12 protein-coding genes are annotated in these 17,445 nt (G+C 41.4%); 7 read left to right on the top strand and 5 right to left on the bottom strand.

The genetic code is table 11. From position 1 onward, the window contains the following. Positions 1-30: 30 nt before the first annotated feature. Complete coding sequence (locus JMY09_RS01355; RefSeq protein ID WP_201621780.1) at positions 31-2,070, bottom strand: M61 family metallopeptidase; 2,040 nt, start codon at positions 2,068-2,070, stop codon at positions 31-33. Positions 2,071-2,382: 312 nt separating this feature from the next. On the opposite strand from JMY09_RS01355, the gene JMY09_RS01350 reads away from it, so the two are divergent. Next, positions 2,383-2,868, top strand: coding sequence for an FKBP-type peptidyl-prolyl cis-trans isomerase (locus JMY09_RS01350; protein WP_201621779.1), 486 nt, complete (start codon positions 2,383-2,385; stop codon positions 2,866-2,868). A 722-nt stretch (positions 2,869-3,590) separates the two neighbouring features. Here the strand turns inward: JMY09_RS01350 and JMY09_RS01345 are convergent. Then, the gene (locus JMY09_RS01345; protein ID WP_201621778.1) at positions 3,591-5,801 is read right to left on the bottom strand and encodes a carboxy terminal-processing peptidase; all 2,211 of its coding nucleotides are present in this window, start codon (positions 5,799-5,801) and stop codon (positions 3,591-3,593) included. 556 nt (positions 5,802-6,357) lie between these two features. Between JMY09_RS01345 and nagZ the strand changes: the two genes are divergently transcribed. Beyond that, a complete protein-coding gene (gene nagZ / locus JMY09_RS01340) occupies positions 6,358-7,443 on the top strand; it encodes a beta-N-acetylhexosaminidase (RefSeq protein ID WP_201621777.1) in 1,086 nt (361 codons plus the stop codon). Between the two features lie 165 nt (positions 7,444-7,608). Here nagZ and JMY09_RS01335 read toward each other — a convergent pair whose 3' ends face one another. Then, complete coding sequence (locus JMY09_RS01335) at positions 7,609-9,240, bottom strand: OmpA family protein (protein ID WP_201621776.1); 1,632 nt, start codon at positions 9,238-9,240, stop codon at positions 7,609-7,611. Positions 9,241-10,489: 1,249 nt separating this feature from the next. On the opposite strand from JMY09_RS01335, the gene JMY09_RS01330 reads away from it, so the two are divergent. From JMY09_RS01330 to JMY09_RS01310, 5 genes are all read left to right on the top strand, one after another. Further along, positions 10,490-11,098 (top strand): rhomboid family intramembrane serine protease, encoded by a 609-nt coding sequence (locus tag JMY09_RS01330; protein WP_201621775.1) that lies wholly within the window; start codon positions 10,490-10,492, stop codon positions 11,096-11,098. A 45-nt stretch (positions 11,099-11,143) separates the two neighbouring features. After that, positions 11,144-12,091, top strand: a complete 948-nt coding sequence (locus JMY09_RS01325) for a metallophosphoesterase (RefSeq protein ID WP_201621774.1) — start codon at positions 11,144-11,146, stop codon at positions 12,089-12,091. A gap of 187 nt (positions 12,092-12,278) precedes the next feature. After that, positions 12,279-12,821, top strand: a complete 543-nt coding sequence (gene purE, locus JMY09_RS01320) for a 5-(carboxyamino)imidazole ribonucleotide mutase (protein WP_201621773.1) — start codon at positions 12,279-12,281, stop codon at positions 12,819-12,821. A 248-nt stretch (positions 12,822-13,069) separates the two neighbouring features. Further along, complete coding sequence (locus JMY09_RS01315) at positions 13,070-14,467, top strand: 5-(carboxyamino)imidazole ribonucleotide synthase (RefSeq protein WP_227677097.1); 1,398 nt, start codon at positions 13,070-13,072, stop codon at positions 14,465-14,467. After that, entirely contained in the window at positions 14,467-14,916 is a 450-nt protein-coding gene (locus JMY09_RS01310) for a YaiI/YqxD family protein (protein ID WP_201621772.1), read from the top strand. Before JMY09_RS01315 ends, JMY09_RS01310 begins: the two co-directional genes overlap by 1 nt. Positions 14,917-15,137: 221 nt before the next feature. On the opposite strand, the gene epmA is transcribed toward JMY09_RS01310, so the two are convergent. Then, positions 15,138-16,205, bottom strand: a complete 1,068-nt coding sequence (gene epmA, locus JMY09_RS01305) for an EF-P lysine aminoacylase EpmA (RefSeq protein WP_201621771.1) — start codon at positions 16,203-16,205, stop codon at positions 15,138-15,140. A gap of 66 nt (positions 16,206-16,271) precedes the next feature. After that, on the bottom strand, positions 16,272-17,393 hold the full coding sequence (locus JMY09_RS01300; RefSeq protein WP_201621770.1) for a 4-phosphoerythronate dehydrogenase: 1,122 nt from the start codon (positions 17,391-17,393) through the stop codon (positions 16,272-16,274). Between the last annotated feature and the right edge of the window lie 52 nt (positions 17,394-17,445).

Below are 17,445 nucleotides of genomic sequence, written 5' to 3'. Positions count from 1 at the left end.
CTCTAAGTGTTTTATTTATAAAGTATTATTTTAACTTTTTGCTGTTGATAGGACTTCTAGCCAATTTTGCCAGGCAGGGGCTTGCTTAGGGTCAACATTATCTCTAGTGCTATTAACATCATTATCGAAACGCAAACTTACTTTATGTATAGAGGGTGCGGCCAATACTTCTTGCAAGCTGTCTTGCCTATCCCGTTGTACAGCGGGTAATACCGTGACGCATAGCAGCTCATCGCGGCGGAATAGATGACAGCCAATGGCATGGTCATTATTAGCCACTGCTAAAGCGAATAGCTGCTTATTATCGGCTTTTATACCATCGAGGGCGATAATCACGTCATTAGCAGAGATACCTGCCAGCGCAGCTGCGCTACTACGTTGTACTCGATTAACTTTTAACCCAGCAGCAGTCTCCGTACAGCTCATACCCCAAGGCATTTTTTTATCGGCACTGTCTTTAGAGTCCACTTGAATTTTGATCCCATTCGCGCTTAGCAGGCGTTCGATAGGTAACTCTTCTACCCCATTGATATAACGGCCCTCAAAGTCCTCCCAGTCCGCTTGTGGCATAAATTGACTGATAACTTGCCCCATATCAGCGCTACTAATACCAACGCGTTGGCTGCCCTGTTGCTTAGCTTGTCCATAAAAGGCTTTTACCACATCGAATAGACGATACTGACCAGCGCTTTTTTCTAGTAAGCTCAAGTCTAGGCATAAGGCTACTAATGCGCCTTTATTATAGTAACTAATACCAGCATTAGCAGTGTTCTCATCGCTACGATAGAGCTTGATCCAAGCATCAAAGCTCGACTCTGCTACGCTTTGTTGGGCCCGTCCAGGAGTTTGATAATAACGACTGATCTGCTCAGCTAACAAGGTAAGATAGCTGGATTTATCGATAACAGCTGATGCTTGTAGCATAAAGTCATCAATATAAGAGGTAAAACCTTCGAACACCCAAAGTAACGGGGTAAATACTTCACGGCGCAAATTAACATCGATCATCACGTCTGGACTTACTGTCTTCACCCACCAAGAATGAAAATACTCATGGCTACACAAGCCTAAAAAGCGCTGGTAATCAGAACTCGGCATTACAGGCTCATTGCTACTAGGCAGATCACGGCGCGGGGTAATGAGGCTAGTAGAGTTGATATGCTCTAAACCACCATAATCTTGACCGCTGGCATAAGTCATAAAAGTATAATCATTAAAAGGCGCATCCCCTAGCCAATTAAGATAGGTTTGGCATATTTGGGTGATATCTTGCTGTAATCGGACCATATTGGCACTATGCTTACCTGAGAGATAGAAGCGATGGCTTAAAGCCTGATTATTATCATCTTGAATAATAAAATCAAAGAACTGTTGGCTGGCAATCTCAAACGGATGATCAATCAGCTGATAATAACTGTCTGCTTGTAAACCATAACCTTGTTGGTTGGCACCCTGTTGATTAAGGCTTTGCACATGGCTAGCATCAAGTCCACAAGCCAACTCAACGTCAGCCTGATTTTTATCCGCCAAAAAGGCAGCTGGCACTAATAGATTGACTTGTACTGGCGACTGCTCTTGCCCCTCAACAGCTAATGCTAAGGAGGTAAAATTGCCATATAAACGCTGCTGATCGACATAAGCTGTACGTACAGATAAGTCATAACAATAGACTTCATAATATACGCTCAACCTTTGCCCTGCTTTTACCGCTGGTAGCTGCCAAGTATTTTTGTCTATTTTTTGACCACGATACAATTTATTAGGCGCATTATTAATATTAGCCTCAGTATCAGTATCAGTATCAGTATCAGTATCAGTATCAGTATTTAACACCTTATAGTGAACGGCGGTAATATGACGGGCAAACTCACGTATCAGGTAACTGCCTGGAATCCACGCTGGCAACCATAATTGCGGCGCATCAACAAGCGCAGTAAAGTTTAAGGTGACATCCACTAGATGCTCATTAAAGCGCTCAAAATTGATACAGTAGTTGATGGCAGTAGTATTATCACTGTCTACTACTGTTTTATTTGCTTGATCATTAGGGGTTTTGGATATAGTAGTCATAGTCTATACTTATAGTAATATTTACCTTTATGGTAAAAGTCATTAGCAAAAAACGCAACGGCTAAACCGTGAGTAATGAGTATTTGGGATAATAATTAGCTTAAAAACAGCTGATATATTATATAATTAGTTTTTTTTATTGTTTTTACCTTGAAAGTTATTAACACCATCTCAATTAAAGAGGCTAACTGTCACAGTTACTTTAATAAACTGCTTATAATCGACTGATATTTTGGCTTTATAGCGTAAAGATTGGCTTTTTCAGGTTTATTGCAACCGAATTTAATTTTTATAATATATTTAGGATAATTTATGACTACTATCACAAAAGATACTGCTGTCAAATTTAACTATACTTTAAAAGATGACGAAGGCAACGTGCTTGACCAGTCTCCAGAAGGTCAACCTTTAGCTTATTTGCATGGCCATAGCAACATCATTCCAGGCCTTGAGCAACAACTCGAAGGTAAATCTGCTGGCGAAAGAGTCAATGCAGTCGTTGAGCCTGTTGATGGCTACGGCGAATATCAAGAACTAGCGGTACAAAAAGTACCTCGCGACAATTTCCAAGGCGTAGAAGACATTCAGCCTGGTATGCAGTTTCAGTCAGAAGCTGGCGGTCAAGTAATGCTAGTTACTGTTACTGACGTTAATGACAAAGAAGTTACTGTAGATGCTAACCATCCACTAGCTGGTAAGCGTTTGACTTTTGATGTTGAAATCCAAGAAGTACGTGCAGCTACTGAAGACGAACTAAACCACGGCCATACTCATGGTGCTGGTGGCGTTGAGCACTGATCTCAATTGATTGATTAGCGAAATATTTAGCCAATAACTCTGTCAAAGATCTATCTATAGATTTAAACAGGTTGATAGTCTAAATCTAAAAAAGCCAGTAGCAATAGTTACTGGCTTTTTTGTGGCTGATTATCGTTATTTAATAAATAGCAGTTATTTACTAGGAGTGATTTAATGGTAATTATTGAATAAGAGCTATTTGCTAGATTAATAATAATTCTATGCCTGTAACCTCTACAGCAACAAGCTATAACCGTCCTTAACGAGCTATCTCAAAGCCATAACCTACTATTCAGTGGCATTATTAAACCCTAAAAATTAATTAGCCGCCAGACGCAACAAAACCGTATAACGATAATCGCTATACGGTCTCTATTACTCACTTAACTGTCAATTTACAACAGTTGTCTAACTATTTTTACTAGCGTTAGTTAATACTTAATCCCGAAGTACCCACTAACCAACAGTCATTCAGCTTTATCATCCATAACCAGCAATCCATCCCTAGATCAATTTATACGCTGTGAGAAAATACCAATCCCTAGTATCCTAAAACAGTATCGATAAACAATATCATTAAATTGTGCTGTGAGTCCATAATCGCAGATTAGCTCAAAGTCAGTAAGTCGCTAAAACGTCATTAGACGTAAGCATATGCTTACATCGACCTAACGACAATTTTAGCGCCTATTTCAGTGGCAAATTTAATGACTAGTCTACCATTATAGTTTTTGCTCAGGACTAGCTAGTACTGATGATTCAGCATTCAGCATCAAGTAAGCCGCTTCATTAACAAACACCTCACTTTCTGGTAGCTTGGGACGTTCACTCTCTTTCAATTGACTAAGTTCTTCGAACTTAGCATCCATAGCAGCTTGATAAGTATTCCAGTTAGAGTATTGCTTTTCACCAGTAGCCTGTAAACGCTTATTTTCAGCGGCTAAAGTACGGTTTTCGATCAGCTGCATTTTGGCACGGCGCTTATTAATATCCAGATCTATAGGTTTTTTCTCATCATCCATATTACGAATATCGTTGAGTGTTGACAGATAGACAAACTGCGGATCTTGCTGCTGACGAATCTTTGACTGCTGATTAAGCGTGGCTAAAGTACTGTTACTAAACTTAGCTTCAGGCTTATAAGGCGCTGTTTTTATAGTATCCCAAGGTAAAGCTTTTTTCTGAGCACGTTCACCAAAAGTCGCATCATCATAAATATTGACTAGTTTGATATCAGGTACCACACCTTTATTCTGCGTACTACCACCAGTGATTCGATAGAATTTACGCTGAGTCAAAGTCGCCGAACCCAATGCCAAAGTATCCAGCTGGATTTGTGCTGAACCTTTACCAGTAGTTGTGCTACCTACTACCAATCCACGGCCATAGTCTTGGATAGCAGCAGCAAAAATCTCACTAGCAGAAGCTGAGGCTAAGTTGGTTATCACCACCATTTTGCCATCATACAGCTGCTTGCCACCATCATCATCACGATAGACTTGGATATTACCTCGGTTATCACGAATCTGTACTAGTGGCCCACTCTTGACGAATAGCCCTAACATTTTAGCCACTTCATCTAATGAGCCGCCAGGGTTATTACGTAGATCAACGACTAACCCATCTATATTTTGTTTATTAAGCTCTGTTAAGGCTTTTTCGGTATCGATGCTGACACTACGATAGTCTTCACCATTACGACGTGCACGATAGTTCAGATAAAAGCTAGGTATCTCTAACACCCCTATGCGTTTAGGAGTAGCGTCAATATTAGGACGCTGGACTTCTACTACTCGATGAGTAACACCGGATTCTTCTTGCTGAATAATGTCGCGTACTACAGATATAGTACGAGCAGCGGCGTCAGGAGTATTGGGCTGACGTACCTTTAGTGTCACTGAAGTGCCACGTTTACCACGAATAAGGCCGACGATCTCACGCGTTGACCAACCTACTACGTCGGTCATAGTTTTGCCGTCTTTAGCAATACCGATGATCAAGTCATTAGGCTTGATTTGACCACTTTTAGCCGCTGGCCCCCCATCGACTAAAGTCACAATACGAGTATAGTCTGGGTTTTTGCGATCAGGGCGGATAGAGACCCCGATACCTTCTAGCTGTAAGCTGGATTGGATTTGTAATTCATTAGCTTGAACAGGGGCATAATAGTTGCTGTGCGGATCATAAGTAAGCATGGCAGTATTTAGTACGGTTTCCATGATTTCGTCATCGTTAAGACGCGTCATTTGTGCTTGCTGACGCGAAAAACGATTCATCAATATCTCACTTGGCGTACGCTGATCATCACGTACTAGATCTTGTCCACGCGTAATATCAGGATTACTTAGGAATACTTTTTCTTTAGCCTTTTCGTCCTCTTGACCTAAAGTAATGCTCATAAGCTGGAACTTTAATTGCTGCTCCCAATAATCGCGTTGGGCTTTTTTAGTAGTGAAATGGGGGAGCTTTTCCCGATCCAGTACTATAGTCTCGTTTCCCGTTAGTTTTATTTTAGTCTTGAGCATTTTTGTCGCCATCTCGAAATACTCATTTGAGCGTTTGCGATAACGCTCAAATACATCGACACCGGCTGATAGATCACCACGTTTGAGACGATTGCCAAACTCGCTACCATACTTTTTGGTGAACTCATCGACGTCAGACTGCAAAAACAAAGTATGATTAGGATCTAAGCTATCAATGTACATCGCCAAAATTTCACTACCCATCTTTGTATCAAGTGGCTGATTTAAATAATGGCTTCTATCAAGTAAGGCGGCAACCTGGCGAGTAGTGAGCTTTTGCTCTGGAGTGCCTACAAAGCCTTCTGTATTAGTGTCTGCTAGTGCCGTGCCATAGCTTTGGCTCAAGATCACACCAGCGAGACCAACTGAAGCGGCGCTTAGTAACCACTGTGCGGGTTGTTTTTTCATCATATCTACCTAGTTGTTTTGAATAGTGGTATTAAGTTGGAAACTAATTATTATTGGGGCTATTGAATATCGGTGTTAATTAACAAGCTAATAGTCTAAGGATTGATCAATTATAAATAGTGCAAAGCTAGATAACAAATGATTTAACTGCCATTGAAAACCACTTAAACTGAGCTAAAAATCTAGTTGAAAAATTGATAGTAGCATGCGAATTAAAGACAAATTGTCTCAAACTGTATAAACAATCTTACACTCTGTCCTTAGCTATACCAAACTTTCTTTTATGTTTATCCTCGCACTGTTGCTAATCTAGCACTCTGTCTAAAGATAGCTGGATAAGCCTAATATAACCGTTATTTTAATGGGCTACTTATCAGGACTGTTTATTAAAGCTATTAATGCATGCCAACGATAACATAATATCAGCTAGTTAGACTTTAGCGCAGTTAGCCTTATAATAGAGGCTATAGTTAATCAGCAAGCGATAATAGTAAACGCGGTAAACTACAACTAACCATAAATTTTGACTTAACTATAGCACTTTGGAGAATGGACAATGTACGGCATATTAATGATTGATATTGATAGCACAGTACTTACAGTTGAGGATATCAGCTTAATCAAGCAAGCCCAAGTTGGTGGCGTAATTTTGTTTGGTCGTAACGTAAAGGAGCCTTTGCAGGTACGCCATTTATGTGACGATATTCGCCATCACAACCCTGATATATTAATAGGAGTTGATCAAGAAGGAGGTCGTGTAGCACGCTTACGCGAAGGCTTTACTAAGCTGCCTGCTATGGGTCAGCTGGGTAAGTTATTTGATCAAGATCCGAGCCGCGCTTTAAGCTTAGCTTATGATTGTGGTTATTTAATGGCGGCTGAAGTATTGGCAGTAGGTATCGATATCAGCTTTGCCCCTGTGCTCGACAGAGATGGTATCAGTCAAGTGATTGGCGATCGCAGTTTTCACCAAGATCCGCAAATAATTGTGGCTCTAGGTACTCAGCTGATGCAAGGTATGAAAGCCGCTGGTATGGCAACTACTGGCAAGCATTTTCCTGGTCATGGCGCCATTGCGCCAGATTCGCATGTTGCAGAAGCTATTGATGAGCGTAGCTTTGATGAGATCATGGCGACTGATATTCAAGCCTTTATACAGACCCTTCCTTGGCTTGATGCGGTGATGCCAGCCCATGTTATTTTCTCGCAGATCGACGCTAAGTCTGCTGGGTTCTCTAAAGTTTGGTTACAAGATATTCTACGTCAGCAGCTACAGTTCGATGGTGTAATTTTCTCCGACGACTTGTCAATGCAAGGCGCTCAGGCTGCAGGTGATGTCAGTGCACGAGTACGAGCAGCGATTGAAGCGGGTTGTGATATCGCCTTAGTTTGTAATGATAGAGTAGCGGCTCATGAAGCAGCTGAAGCAGCTCAAGAGCTGCCTTATCCTAATCAAAATCGAGTTAAAACCATGCGAGGTAAGGTTCCGCAATGGCAAGGCAATCTTGAAGAAACTTGTCAGCAGTTTCAACACTGGCAACAAGCAAGACTTGCGGTCTCAACGGCTTTTTTTGCTCCGTCAATGGCTGAGCAGCTATCAGATAAAGTCAGCGAATTACTAGATCCTACTAACTATAAATAATAGCTAGTTAGCTATAGCATGCAACATCGATAGCGGGTTGCAAAGTCATAGATAAAACCAAAAAAACCGCGTCCATTAAAGACGCGGTTTTTGTTTTAGGGTTACTACAGTCTGAGAAACTTTAATCATTTACTAGTTAAAATTAAACAGGGTTATATTTTAACCTTATGGTTTCTTTGGATCTAAAGCAGTACCTTGAGTTGGATCATCACTATCTGGTAGCAAATCATCATTGTTGCTATCAAGTGGATTCAAATCAGGATCTGGCATAGTAGCCGTACCTTTAGTAGCAGTATTGGTACTAGTACCAGCAGTAACTACTTCTTCTTTACCCATTGCTGACTCATCATATACTGTAAACTCAATACGACGGTTACGGAAACGACCTTGGTCCGTTGAGTTATCAGCGATAGGGTTAGATTCACCTGCGCCTTTAGTAGATAACTTACTAGCATCGACACCTTTAGACACTAAGTAATCTTTTACAGCTTCTGCACGTTGACGTGACAAATCTAAATTATAAGCATCTGAAGCTAAGCTATCAGTATTACCAACAATAGTTAATGCCATATCCGGTACTGATTTAATAAGGGCAGCAGCGCGGTCAAGGAAAGGCTTGTTGGCTTCTGGAATAAGCGCTTCATCAAGTTCAAAGTTGATAACTTGTAAGCTTAAGGCACGAGCAACATCACGTGGATCTGGGTTTTCGCCAAGTCTACCCATAGCGGCATCAGCGGCAGCTAAACCACCATCAATTTCGCCTTGTAGATCTAATGGACCTTCTGCTTCTACTGTCATAGCAGGGGCAACAGCTTGTAAGTCACTAACTAGTTTAGCTAGCACAGTCTCATCAGATGAGTTTACTAAGATTTTATCGCCTTTAATAACCATACTAGCGTTAGGAACATCTTTAATAACCGCTAAGATAGCAGCAAGCTGTGGGGCTGCTGGCATATCTATAGCAAAGTTATTATCGACATCAGCACGACACTTATCAGCTTCTGTACCAAAGGCACCGCTCATCGCACTCATTACAGTACCTTGTAGCGCATCATCACCAACAGTCATACTACAAGCATATAAAGTGCTGCTCGTTTCGCCAGTAGCGATACGTAATGAAGCAGGCTCTACATCGGCAGCAACGGCGACTTGACCATTATCTGCTACTTGCTCTTCAGTGACTACAGGCGTTCCTACAGGCTCTGGGTTTTCTTGGCAACCACGTAACAAGGCCCAAGCCAAAGCAGCCAAAATAATCAGACCTATGATAGGCAATAATGCCTTCATAAAGCTGCCTGATTTTTCTTCTTCTTCACGTACTAGTGGCGCCATACTGGTAGTATCAGAAATACGTTTGCCAGCAGGAGCGGCAACTAACATGCCAGCAGGGATAACCGCACTAGCCCAAGCAGGAATATGATGCTGATAGCTGGATAAATTGTCATTTAAGAACTGCGGTACTGGCGTAGTACCTGCCAAGCTTTTGATCTCGTGATAAGCCAAAGGAGCTGCCATAGCGATTAAACCACGTGAAGCAGTAGCGTCAACATTGTGCGCAGCTGATAACTCACTTGATATCTGATCACGATGACTACCCTCTGTCCATACGCGATCATAAAACCCTTGGTCATCACGAGCGATATTTTCGTTAGCGAAGCGACCATAAGTGTCTGTGTCTGCTAGACGCGCGGCAAAAACAGCATAGAACTGTTCAAGCAAGTTCTTTTTAGCAGGGTTATCATCACCACCTAGTACTGCTGGAGTGACCGTGCGTGTTAAATGACTAATAATATCCATAATATATTTCCTCAAGTTATAATTGTCTACCAACAACCTTTTAAATCATTGGTACTTTTCTTAAAACATCAAAACCATGAAATTGCTGCCTAGTAGAATTGTTTATTGACTACGGTTCTACCTCATCACTATACCTAAAATATTTATCCATAACGTAATCGATTTTATAAAAAAATAATGACTTACGTCTGATATTATCTTTTAAAATTCAATAAACAGTAGGATTATAATAATTGGTAGCACTACTTATTAGTTACTTATTATAAGAAGATGCGCACAATTCAATCAACAACCACTTCTAACAATCAAACTCGTTAGATAAAGAACCATCTACTAAATAACTACTTATAAAAATAAATACAAATACAAATGCTGACCTAATAGATGCCTACATTATAATTGTGGACAACTGTGAACTACAATAAACCTGATGTTGTGTAAATGCTACTATAAGTAATTTTTCAGTCGTTAGACGTAACTCTAAGCCCTATTCGCAACGAATGGATAACATAATATAAACAGATAGCGCTATCTATTACGAGAATTAATGAAATATCAGCTTATTAAATTGCTAATCTATAAGCCATAATTGATAATAATTAACTCTTTATCTCAGAATATAGATGGGACAATATAGTAAAGAAATAATAAAAACTGATTAATAATGCAGGTATCAGTGACTATTGAATAATTATTACTGGTTAGGATTCATATTTTTATCGACTGCTAGCGTATTGAATAAAGACTTATATAAGATAGACTTATTGGCCTCACTTTCTATTTATGCTTTAGGTTTTTTAGCTAATAATAGTAATCAATAGTAGTAACTGATAGTAATTATAGAACTAATAGGCTATAGATAGCTTTTGGCTAGCTAACATAACCGCTGAGATTACAGAAGCTATCCATATCGCTAAGTATTCACATATGGTCACCTGCTGTTTTAACAGCTAATTTGCTAGTGAAAACTTTGATGACAGATTACGTTAAGGCAGGGAAAGATTTAACTATTAAGTCAATCTTTTAATAAATAAGTAATGAGTGATAAGTAATAAAGACACTGGTACTCAAGCAGTAGTTAGTCATTACAAATTTGTATGTGTATGTAAATTACGCTGCGCTATCGTTGTGATTTATTTTTAAAGTCACTAAGATAAGGTCTACTTGTTAGATTTTTGCTATACCCTTTTATGCTAGCTGGTAGCCTTTTGACCCTTTTATTAATTAGTATTTGCCTAAGGAACTCCCTTTGCTGAACCATACCACCCTTATTATCATTATTACGGTTATCGTAAGCTTATTGGCATGGCAAAATAAGGCCTTGTTTAATCGTCTTATTTTTTATCCACCAGCAGTAAGCAGTGGGCAATGGGATCGTTTTGTCACTCACGGTTTCATTCATGCGGACAGTATGCACTTGCTGTTTAATATGTTCACTTTATACTTTTTTGGTCGAGCTATTGAAGGCATATATCAGCCTTTTTTAGCAGGATATGGTTTTTTAGTGTTCTACGTTTTGGCTATCGTCGTGGCGATGATTCCAAGCTATCTTAAAAATAAAGGCAATGCCAGTTACTTAAGCCTAGGCGCCTCAGGTGGGGTGTCAGCAGTATTGTTCGCCTTTATCTTACTAGCACCTTGGGACATGATTTATTTATTCGCAATCGTGCCTATTCCTGCGATTTTATTCGCTGTCGCCTACGTCGCTTACAGTATCTATGCCAACAAGCGTGGTGGCTCTAATATCAATCATATGGCTCACTTATGGGGTGGTGCCTTTGGGGTAATAGCTACTATTGCTCTACAGCCTCAGATATTGCCACATTTCATTAACGCTTTACTCTCGCCCAGCTTTTAGTGGGCTGTACCTTTTAGTATAAAAAATCAGTATAGAAAGCTAGTTATGATTATAGATATTATCGGCGATATTCACGGTTATGCGGACAAGCTTATTGGCTTGCTCACGCAGTTAGGTTATGTTCATAACGGCCAATATTTTGAACCTCCTAGCAATCATAGAGCGCTGTTCATTGGTGACTTGATAGACCGCGGTTCGCAGCAGCTGGCCACCTTAGAGTTAGTATTTGCCATGTTAGACGCTGATGTGGCCGATGCGGTTATGGGCAATCATGAATACAATGCCTTAGCCTATGCTACTATTGACCCCAATGAGCCAGATCAGTATTTACGCCCGCACAATGCTATCCATACTGCTCAGCATCAAGCATTTTTGGCAGAGATAGCATTTGGTTCTGATTTACATCGTTATTGGCTGGCACGTTTATATGAGCTGCCATTATGGATTGAAACTGACTACGCTTGTTTTGTCCATGCTTGCTGGGATGTCGACAGCATGGCGGTATTACAGCCGTTATTGAGCGCTAATCACTGTCTAACGGAGCGAGCACTGATAATGACCTCACAAAAGCACAGCTTGCCTTATGAGGCATTAGAGCGGGTGCTAAAGGGAGTAGAAACCCCGCTACCAGCAGGGTTAGTCATTATCGATAAAGAAGGTACTGAACGTTCAAGAGTGCGAGTACGCTGGTGGCTAGATGAATTAAATAAACGCACTATCCATCAAATTGCGCGCGCCCCAGATTCAGGATTAGCGCAGATTCCGATAGATGCCTTAGCAGAAAATATAGACTTTACTTTGAAGACCGATAAACTAGTATTCGTGGGCCATTATTGGCTAACTGGTGAACCACAGCCCTTAAGTGCACAAGTTATTTGTACCGACTATTCTGCAGCGGTAGATAGTGGCTACTTGACTTGCTACCAGTTAGAGACTACTAAGTCCTTAGCACTCTCCTCCAGCAATTTTGTTCAGTATCGCCACGACTGCTAATCCTCTACTGTTTGATACAGTCTGATTAATTAACTAATTATTGATTAGTTATTCATCCTTTGGCAATCGGCAGTTAAATAACGTTTAAAAAACTGCTAAATTATGCTCTATTAACAGTAGCACTCAAACTTGTCTTTACGGCAGTAGTAGAATTTTTGTATGATAGTCTTTTTGAGGATACTGCGCCATGAGCACTGTCACTACCCAACCTAATCCCATTACCTCACCTGCCGGCCCAGCCAAAGTAGGTATCATCATGGGTTCGCAGTCTGATTGGGCTACTATGAGCGCTGCTGCACAACTATTAGCCGACTTCGATGTTGCTTTTGAATGCGAAGTAGTCTCAGCCCATCGAACACCTGACCGATTGTTTGATTATGCCAAAGCCGCCAAAGATAATGGCTTACAAGTGATTATAGCTGGTGCGGGCGGTGCTGCTCATTTACCAGGTATGTGTGCCAGCCAAACGCCATTGCCAGTATTGGGTGTACCCGTTAAGTCCTCTATGCTCAGCGGTTGGGATAGCTTATTATCTATCGTTCAAATGCCTAAAGGCGTGGCGGTCGGTACTTTGGCGATCGGTAGTGCCGGTGCTTATAACGCCGCTTTGCTTGCTATTCAGATCTTGGCGCTACAAGATAAGGTGCTAGCTACCAAACTGCATGACCTACGTCAAAAGCAAACCGAAACTATCTTAGCTAGCCCCACCCCAGGCATCATTAACCAGTAAATAAAAAACAGCTACTGTATTTAACTTACTTGCTAATAAATAGTTTTTATTGTAGGTAAAGGTTACTTTGTATAAGTCTTTTACATGAGTGTTTTAGTGACAAGGTGCCTATAGTGCACCTTTTGCTATTTTATTAGCCTTACTACTCTGCGAGCTATCCCTAGATTTTGACTCTGCAATATTCTAGAGTATTGTAGAGTCTGCTTAACTAAATCATTCAAATCATCTTATTAATTTAAAGGCCAGCTATGACCACAGCCAATGCTTATCCTGTTACTCAAACTATTCGCACTATCGGTATCTTAGGCGGTGGTCAGCTCGGCATGATGCTAGCTCAAGCAGCTATGCCGTTAGGTTATCAGTGCGTGTTTTTGGAGGACAATGCTGATTGTCCAGCTGGCCTCTATGGTCGGGTTTATACTAGTGAGCAATTAGAGGATTTCATCGCTGCTGCTGAAGTATTTACGCTAGAGTTTGAAAACACCCCTACTGCGACTGTTGAACGCTTGGCTAAACTTTCTGCTAGCCAGCAAAAACAGGGAATGTTTCCACCTCCTATCGCCCTTGAGATTGCGCAAGACCGCTTAAAAGAAAAACAATTATTCAATGATCTTGACATCGCTACTGTACCGTTTAAAGCGGTTTCCTCTCTAGCTGATTTGCAGCAAGCTTGCAGTACTTTGGGCCTGCCTATTGTGTTGAAAACCAGTCGTGGTGGCTATGATGGCAAAGGTCAATACGTTATAAAAGAGCAAAATGACATAGCGCTGGCTTGGCAAGAGCTCAAAGCTGCGGTGAGTGGCGATGGTCGCCTTACTTCACTGCCAGCACCACTTATAGCCGAAGGCTTTATTAACTTCAGCCGTGAGGTATCCATCATTGCAGCACGTGGCCAAGACGGTACCGTACGCTGTTATGATTTGGTGGAAAACCATCACTATCAAGGTGTGTTGGCTAAAACTCAAGCACCAGCTGTAGGCACTAGCCACTTGTTTGCGCAAGCACAGAGCAGCATGACTACTTTGATGAATCATCTCGACTACGTAGGCGTTATGGCGCTTGAGCTGTTCGTTACTAAAGATGAGCGCGGTAATGATTACCTGTTGGCGAATGAGATTGCTCCAAGAGTGCATAACTCTGGGCATTGGAGCATTGAAGGCGCTGTTACTAGTCAGTTTGAAAATCACATACGGGCGGTGGTCGGTTTACCACTTGGAGATACTGATAATATACATCCGGTCATTATGCTCAACGTACTGGGGCAGTATCCTGATACTAAAGCAATAATGGCTATTGATGGGGCGCACTATCACAGCTATCATAAAGCTGAGCGTGAAGATCGCAAGATTGCTCATATTACCCTGATGCCCAATGATGTTGCCGATTTAGAACTGGCATTAGCTAAGCTGATCACTATTATGCCTAATAAAATGGGCTTAGATAAAAAGCCCTCTTCACTATTAATTAACCAAGCGATAGCGGACCTAGTAACCGATACTAAAAGCAATGATTCGCAACAAGAGCAGTCAAGCGCTGCTGAAATAGTGATGGCTAGTAATACTGCTGATGCCACCAAAACAGCAGAGCCTAAAACTACTACTAAGCCAAAATCTATAAAACATCCTGTTGATAAGGCGAAAAAATAATGCAGATTTGGGTTGATGCTGACTCAGTACCTCTAATAGCCAAAGACTTGATTATTAAAACAGCTGAACGTACTCAGACTACCGTAATATTCGTCGCCAATCAGCCTATTAAATTACGTAAGTCACCGCTATTAATTATGACCGTGGTGCCACAAGGTTTTGATAAAGCTGATGATTATATCGCCGAAAATATTCAAGCAGGAGACTTGGCTATTACTAGCGATATTCCACTAGCCAATGATATTCTGGATAAAGGCGGCAAAGTACTGACCTCACGTGGGGTCATTTACGATCATAATAACATCAAGCAAAAGCTCAATATGCGTGACTTCATGGATACTATGCGTGGTACTGGCGTTTTAGAATTGCAGGAGATGAGCGGTCAGAAACCTTATGGCGACCGTGATAAAAAGTCTTTTGCTGATGGGCTGAACCGCTTAGTTCGTTAATTAGACCCCGTGCTTTAACTGACTTTAAATTGTAAATTTTTTACTTGCGAAAGGTATTTTGCATGGTGACTATACCATCATGCAAGCAGATACTTAAAAGAGCGTACAAGCTAAAAGGCCTGTACGCTCTTTTGTTTATTTAAATGGTGTAGCTATTGATGATTGATAATTAATCAGTATTGCTGATAGCTTGTTAATTACTGGTTACTCGCTATTAGCTATTAGGCCAAATCACTAGGGAAAGGGATCACTTCTCGTAGATTTTTGGCACCTGAGATAACCATCAATAGTCTGTCTAAACCAACGGCTATACCACTACAAGCCGGTAAGTCATCACAAGCAGCAACTAGATGCTGATCAATAGGCATTTGTGCTAAATCATGCTGTTGACGTAACAGATTGTCCTGCTCAAAGCGTTGTTGCAGCGCTGCGCCATCGGCCAGTTCATCGTAAGCATTAGCAATCTCAATACCATTTATATACAGCTCAAAGCGCTTGGCTACAAGATTACCGTCTTTATCAACATCAGTCTTAGCTAGTGCAGCAGTAGCTGGAGGATAGTCGATGATTAAAGTAGGTAAATCGTGACCTAGATTGGGTTCTACCAAGTGACTAAATAATAGATCCAGCCACTGTTGACGATCGTCAGCGTCATCCTCTAAAATGGCGCTGATACTCTCCTCACTTTCTACAGAGTGGGACGGTGGTGCAAAACTTTTAGCGACTAGGCCTTTATCCTCAGCTATAGCTCTCAATGCCGTAACACTAGCGGTGAGAGGATGAATACCTACAAAGTCAATAAACGCATCGATATAGCGATAGTCAGTCATAACCACCGGATAGCCGTACAGCACCTCTAGTAATTTTGCCAACTCCTCACCTAACTCCGTCAAGCTATAACCTAGTCGGTACCATTCGAGCATAGTAAATTCAATGTTATGGCGCGAACCAATTTCGTTATCACGAAATACTGGACAGATTTGATATATCGCTACTTGCCAACTAGCGAGCAAACGTTTCATAGCGAATTCGGGTGAGGTATGTAGATAGTAAGCACTAGGCTTGTCCTGATAAGTTACCCTACAAGCCACTGACTGCAAAAAAGTGTCAGTATTTGCTGCTTGTGATAACAAAGGCGTCTGCACTTCTAACACTTGACGTTGCGCAAAAAACTGCCTGATGTCAGCTAGCATTTTTGCTCTTTTGTGCGCCATTGCTAAGCTCATTGTAGGCTCATAAATCGCCTTATCATCTGTAGCTTTTATCAGCGACTCATTATTTAGGCTCATCTTATACTAGTGCTCACTGGTAGTTATCAACTAGATTTTTTATGTTAAATATTAGAAACGAAACCGTTAGGACTGCCATTCACGACGCAAATGATAGTCCCGACGCAACTGATCAAAGTCAGCACCTTTAACTTGCCCATCCGCTATTTTTGCTCGCAATGCTCGGTCATCTTTTGCGATATCATAAAACTTATTTAAACGCTCAGGATGGGCTTTAAGCTCAGACCATAAGTACAAGTTCACTGGCAATAAGTGCAGCATAGATTGCACAGGTTCGACAGCCAACTGCTCGCATAGAGCATCATAGATCATCTGGGTGCCGCGCAGCTTACCTTCTACGCTATAGCCTGCAATGTGTGGCGTGGCAAAAGTTAATTGGTCCAGCAAGCTCTTGTCGACTTGCGGCTCATGCTCGAACACATCTAGTACCACTTGGCGTCCAGTACTTTCAATATTGGCCTTTAGCGCTGCCTCGGCGATCACTGGCCCACGCGCACTATTAATCAGTAGCGTATCGGGCGACATAAGCTGCAGCGCTGCTGAGTCAATAAGATGCTCAGTTGGATAATCGCTAGCATTGTTAATAGCTTTGCCATTAGCAGCAACCGTCAAAGGTACATGCAAACTAATAGCAGCACTTTGGCTAAGCAGCTGCTCAAAGCTGGCATTATTATATTTTGATGCTGGTAACAACGGATCGTAACCTAGTACTTGCCAGCCTAGATCAGTAGCATACTGAGCCAGCGTACTGCCAATATTCCCTAGTCCAATAATACCCAAGCTCATCGGCTGCTGCCAGTACTGTGGCTGCAAAGTCAGTATCGCTGTTAACACATATTGGGCAACGGAATGTTTGCTACAGCCAGCAGCATTAGCAAAAGTGATATGACGCTCAGCCAGATAAGCTTGATCGACATGATCAGTACCAATAGTGGCTGATCCAACAAATTTGACACTAGTATTATTAGCTAGTAATTGCTCATCCACTAGCGTCACTGAACGTATCAGCAATATATCCGGTTGTAGCTCGCTTAGCAATTGCGCATCTATATCACGGCCTATCGCTTTTATAATTTTTATATTCTGCGCTGGGTCTTGACCTAAGGTTTGCGGATTAAAAAAGTCATCAAGGCTAGCGATATTGCTATCGGCAAGGATAGTAAGGACAGTCGGTTTATTAGTTAACATAGTAGTGCCACCAGCTTAATGGTTATAGGATTAGTGGTAGGTAGGAATATTC

Source organism: Psychrobacter urativorans (assembly GCF_904846695.1).
In the GTDB taxonomy this organism is placed as follows: Bacteria; Pseudomonadota; Gammaproteobacteria; order Pseudomonadales; family Moraxellaceae; genus Psychrobacter; species Psychrobacter urativorans.
This window is presented reverse-complemented; position numbering and strand designations above follow the sequence as displayed.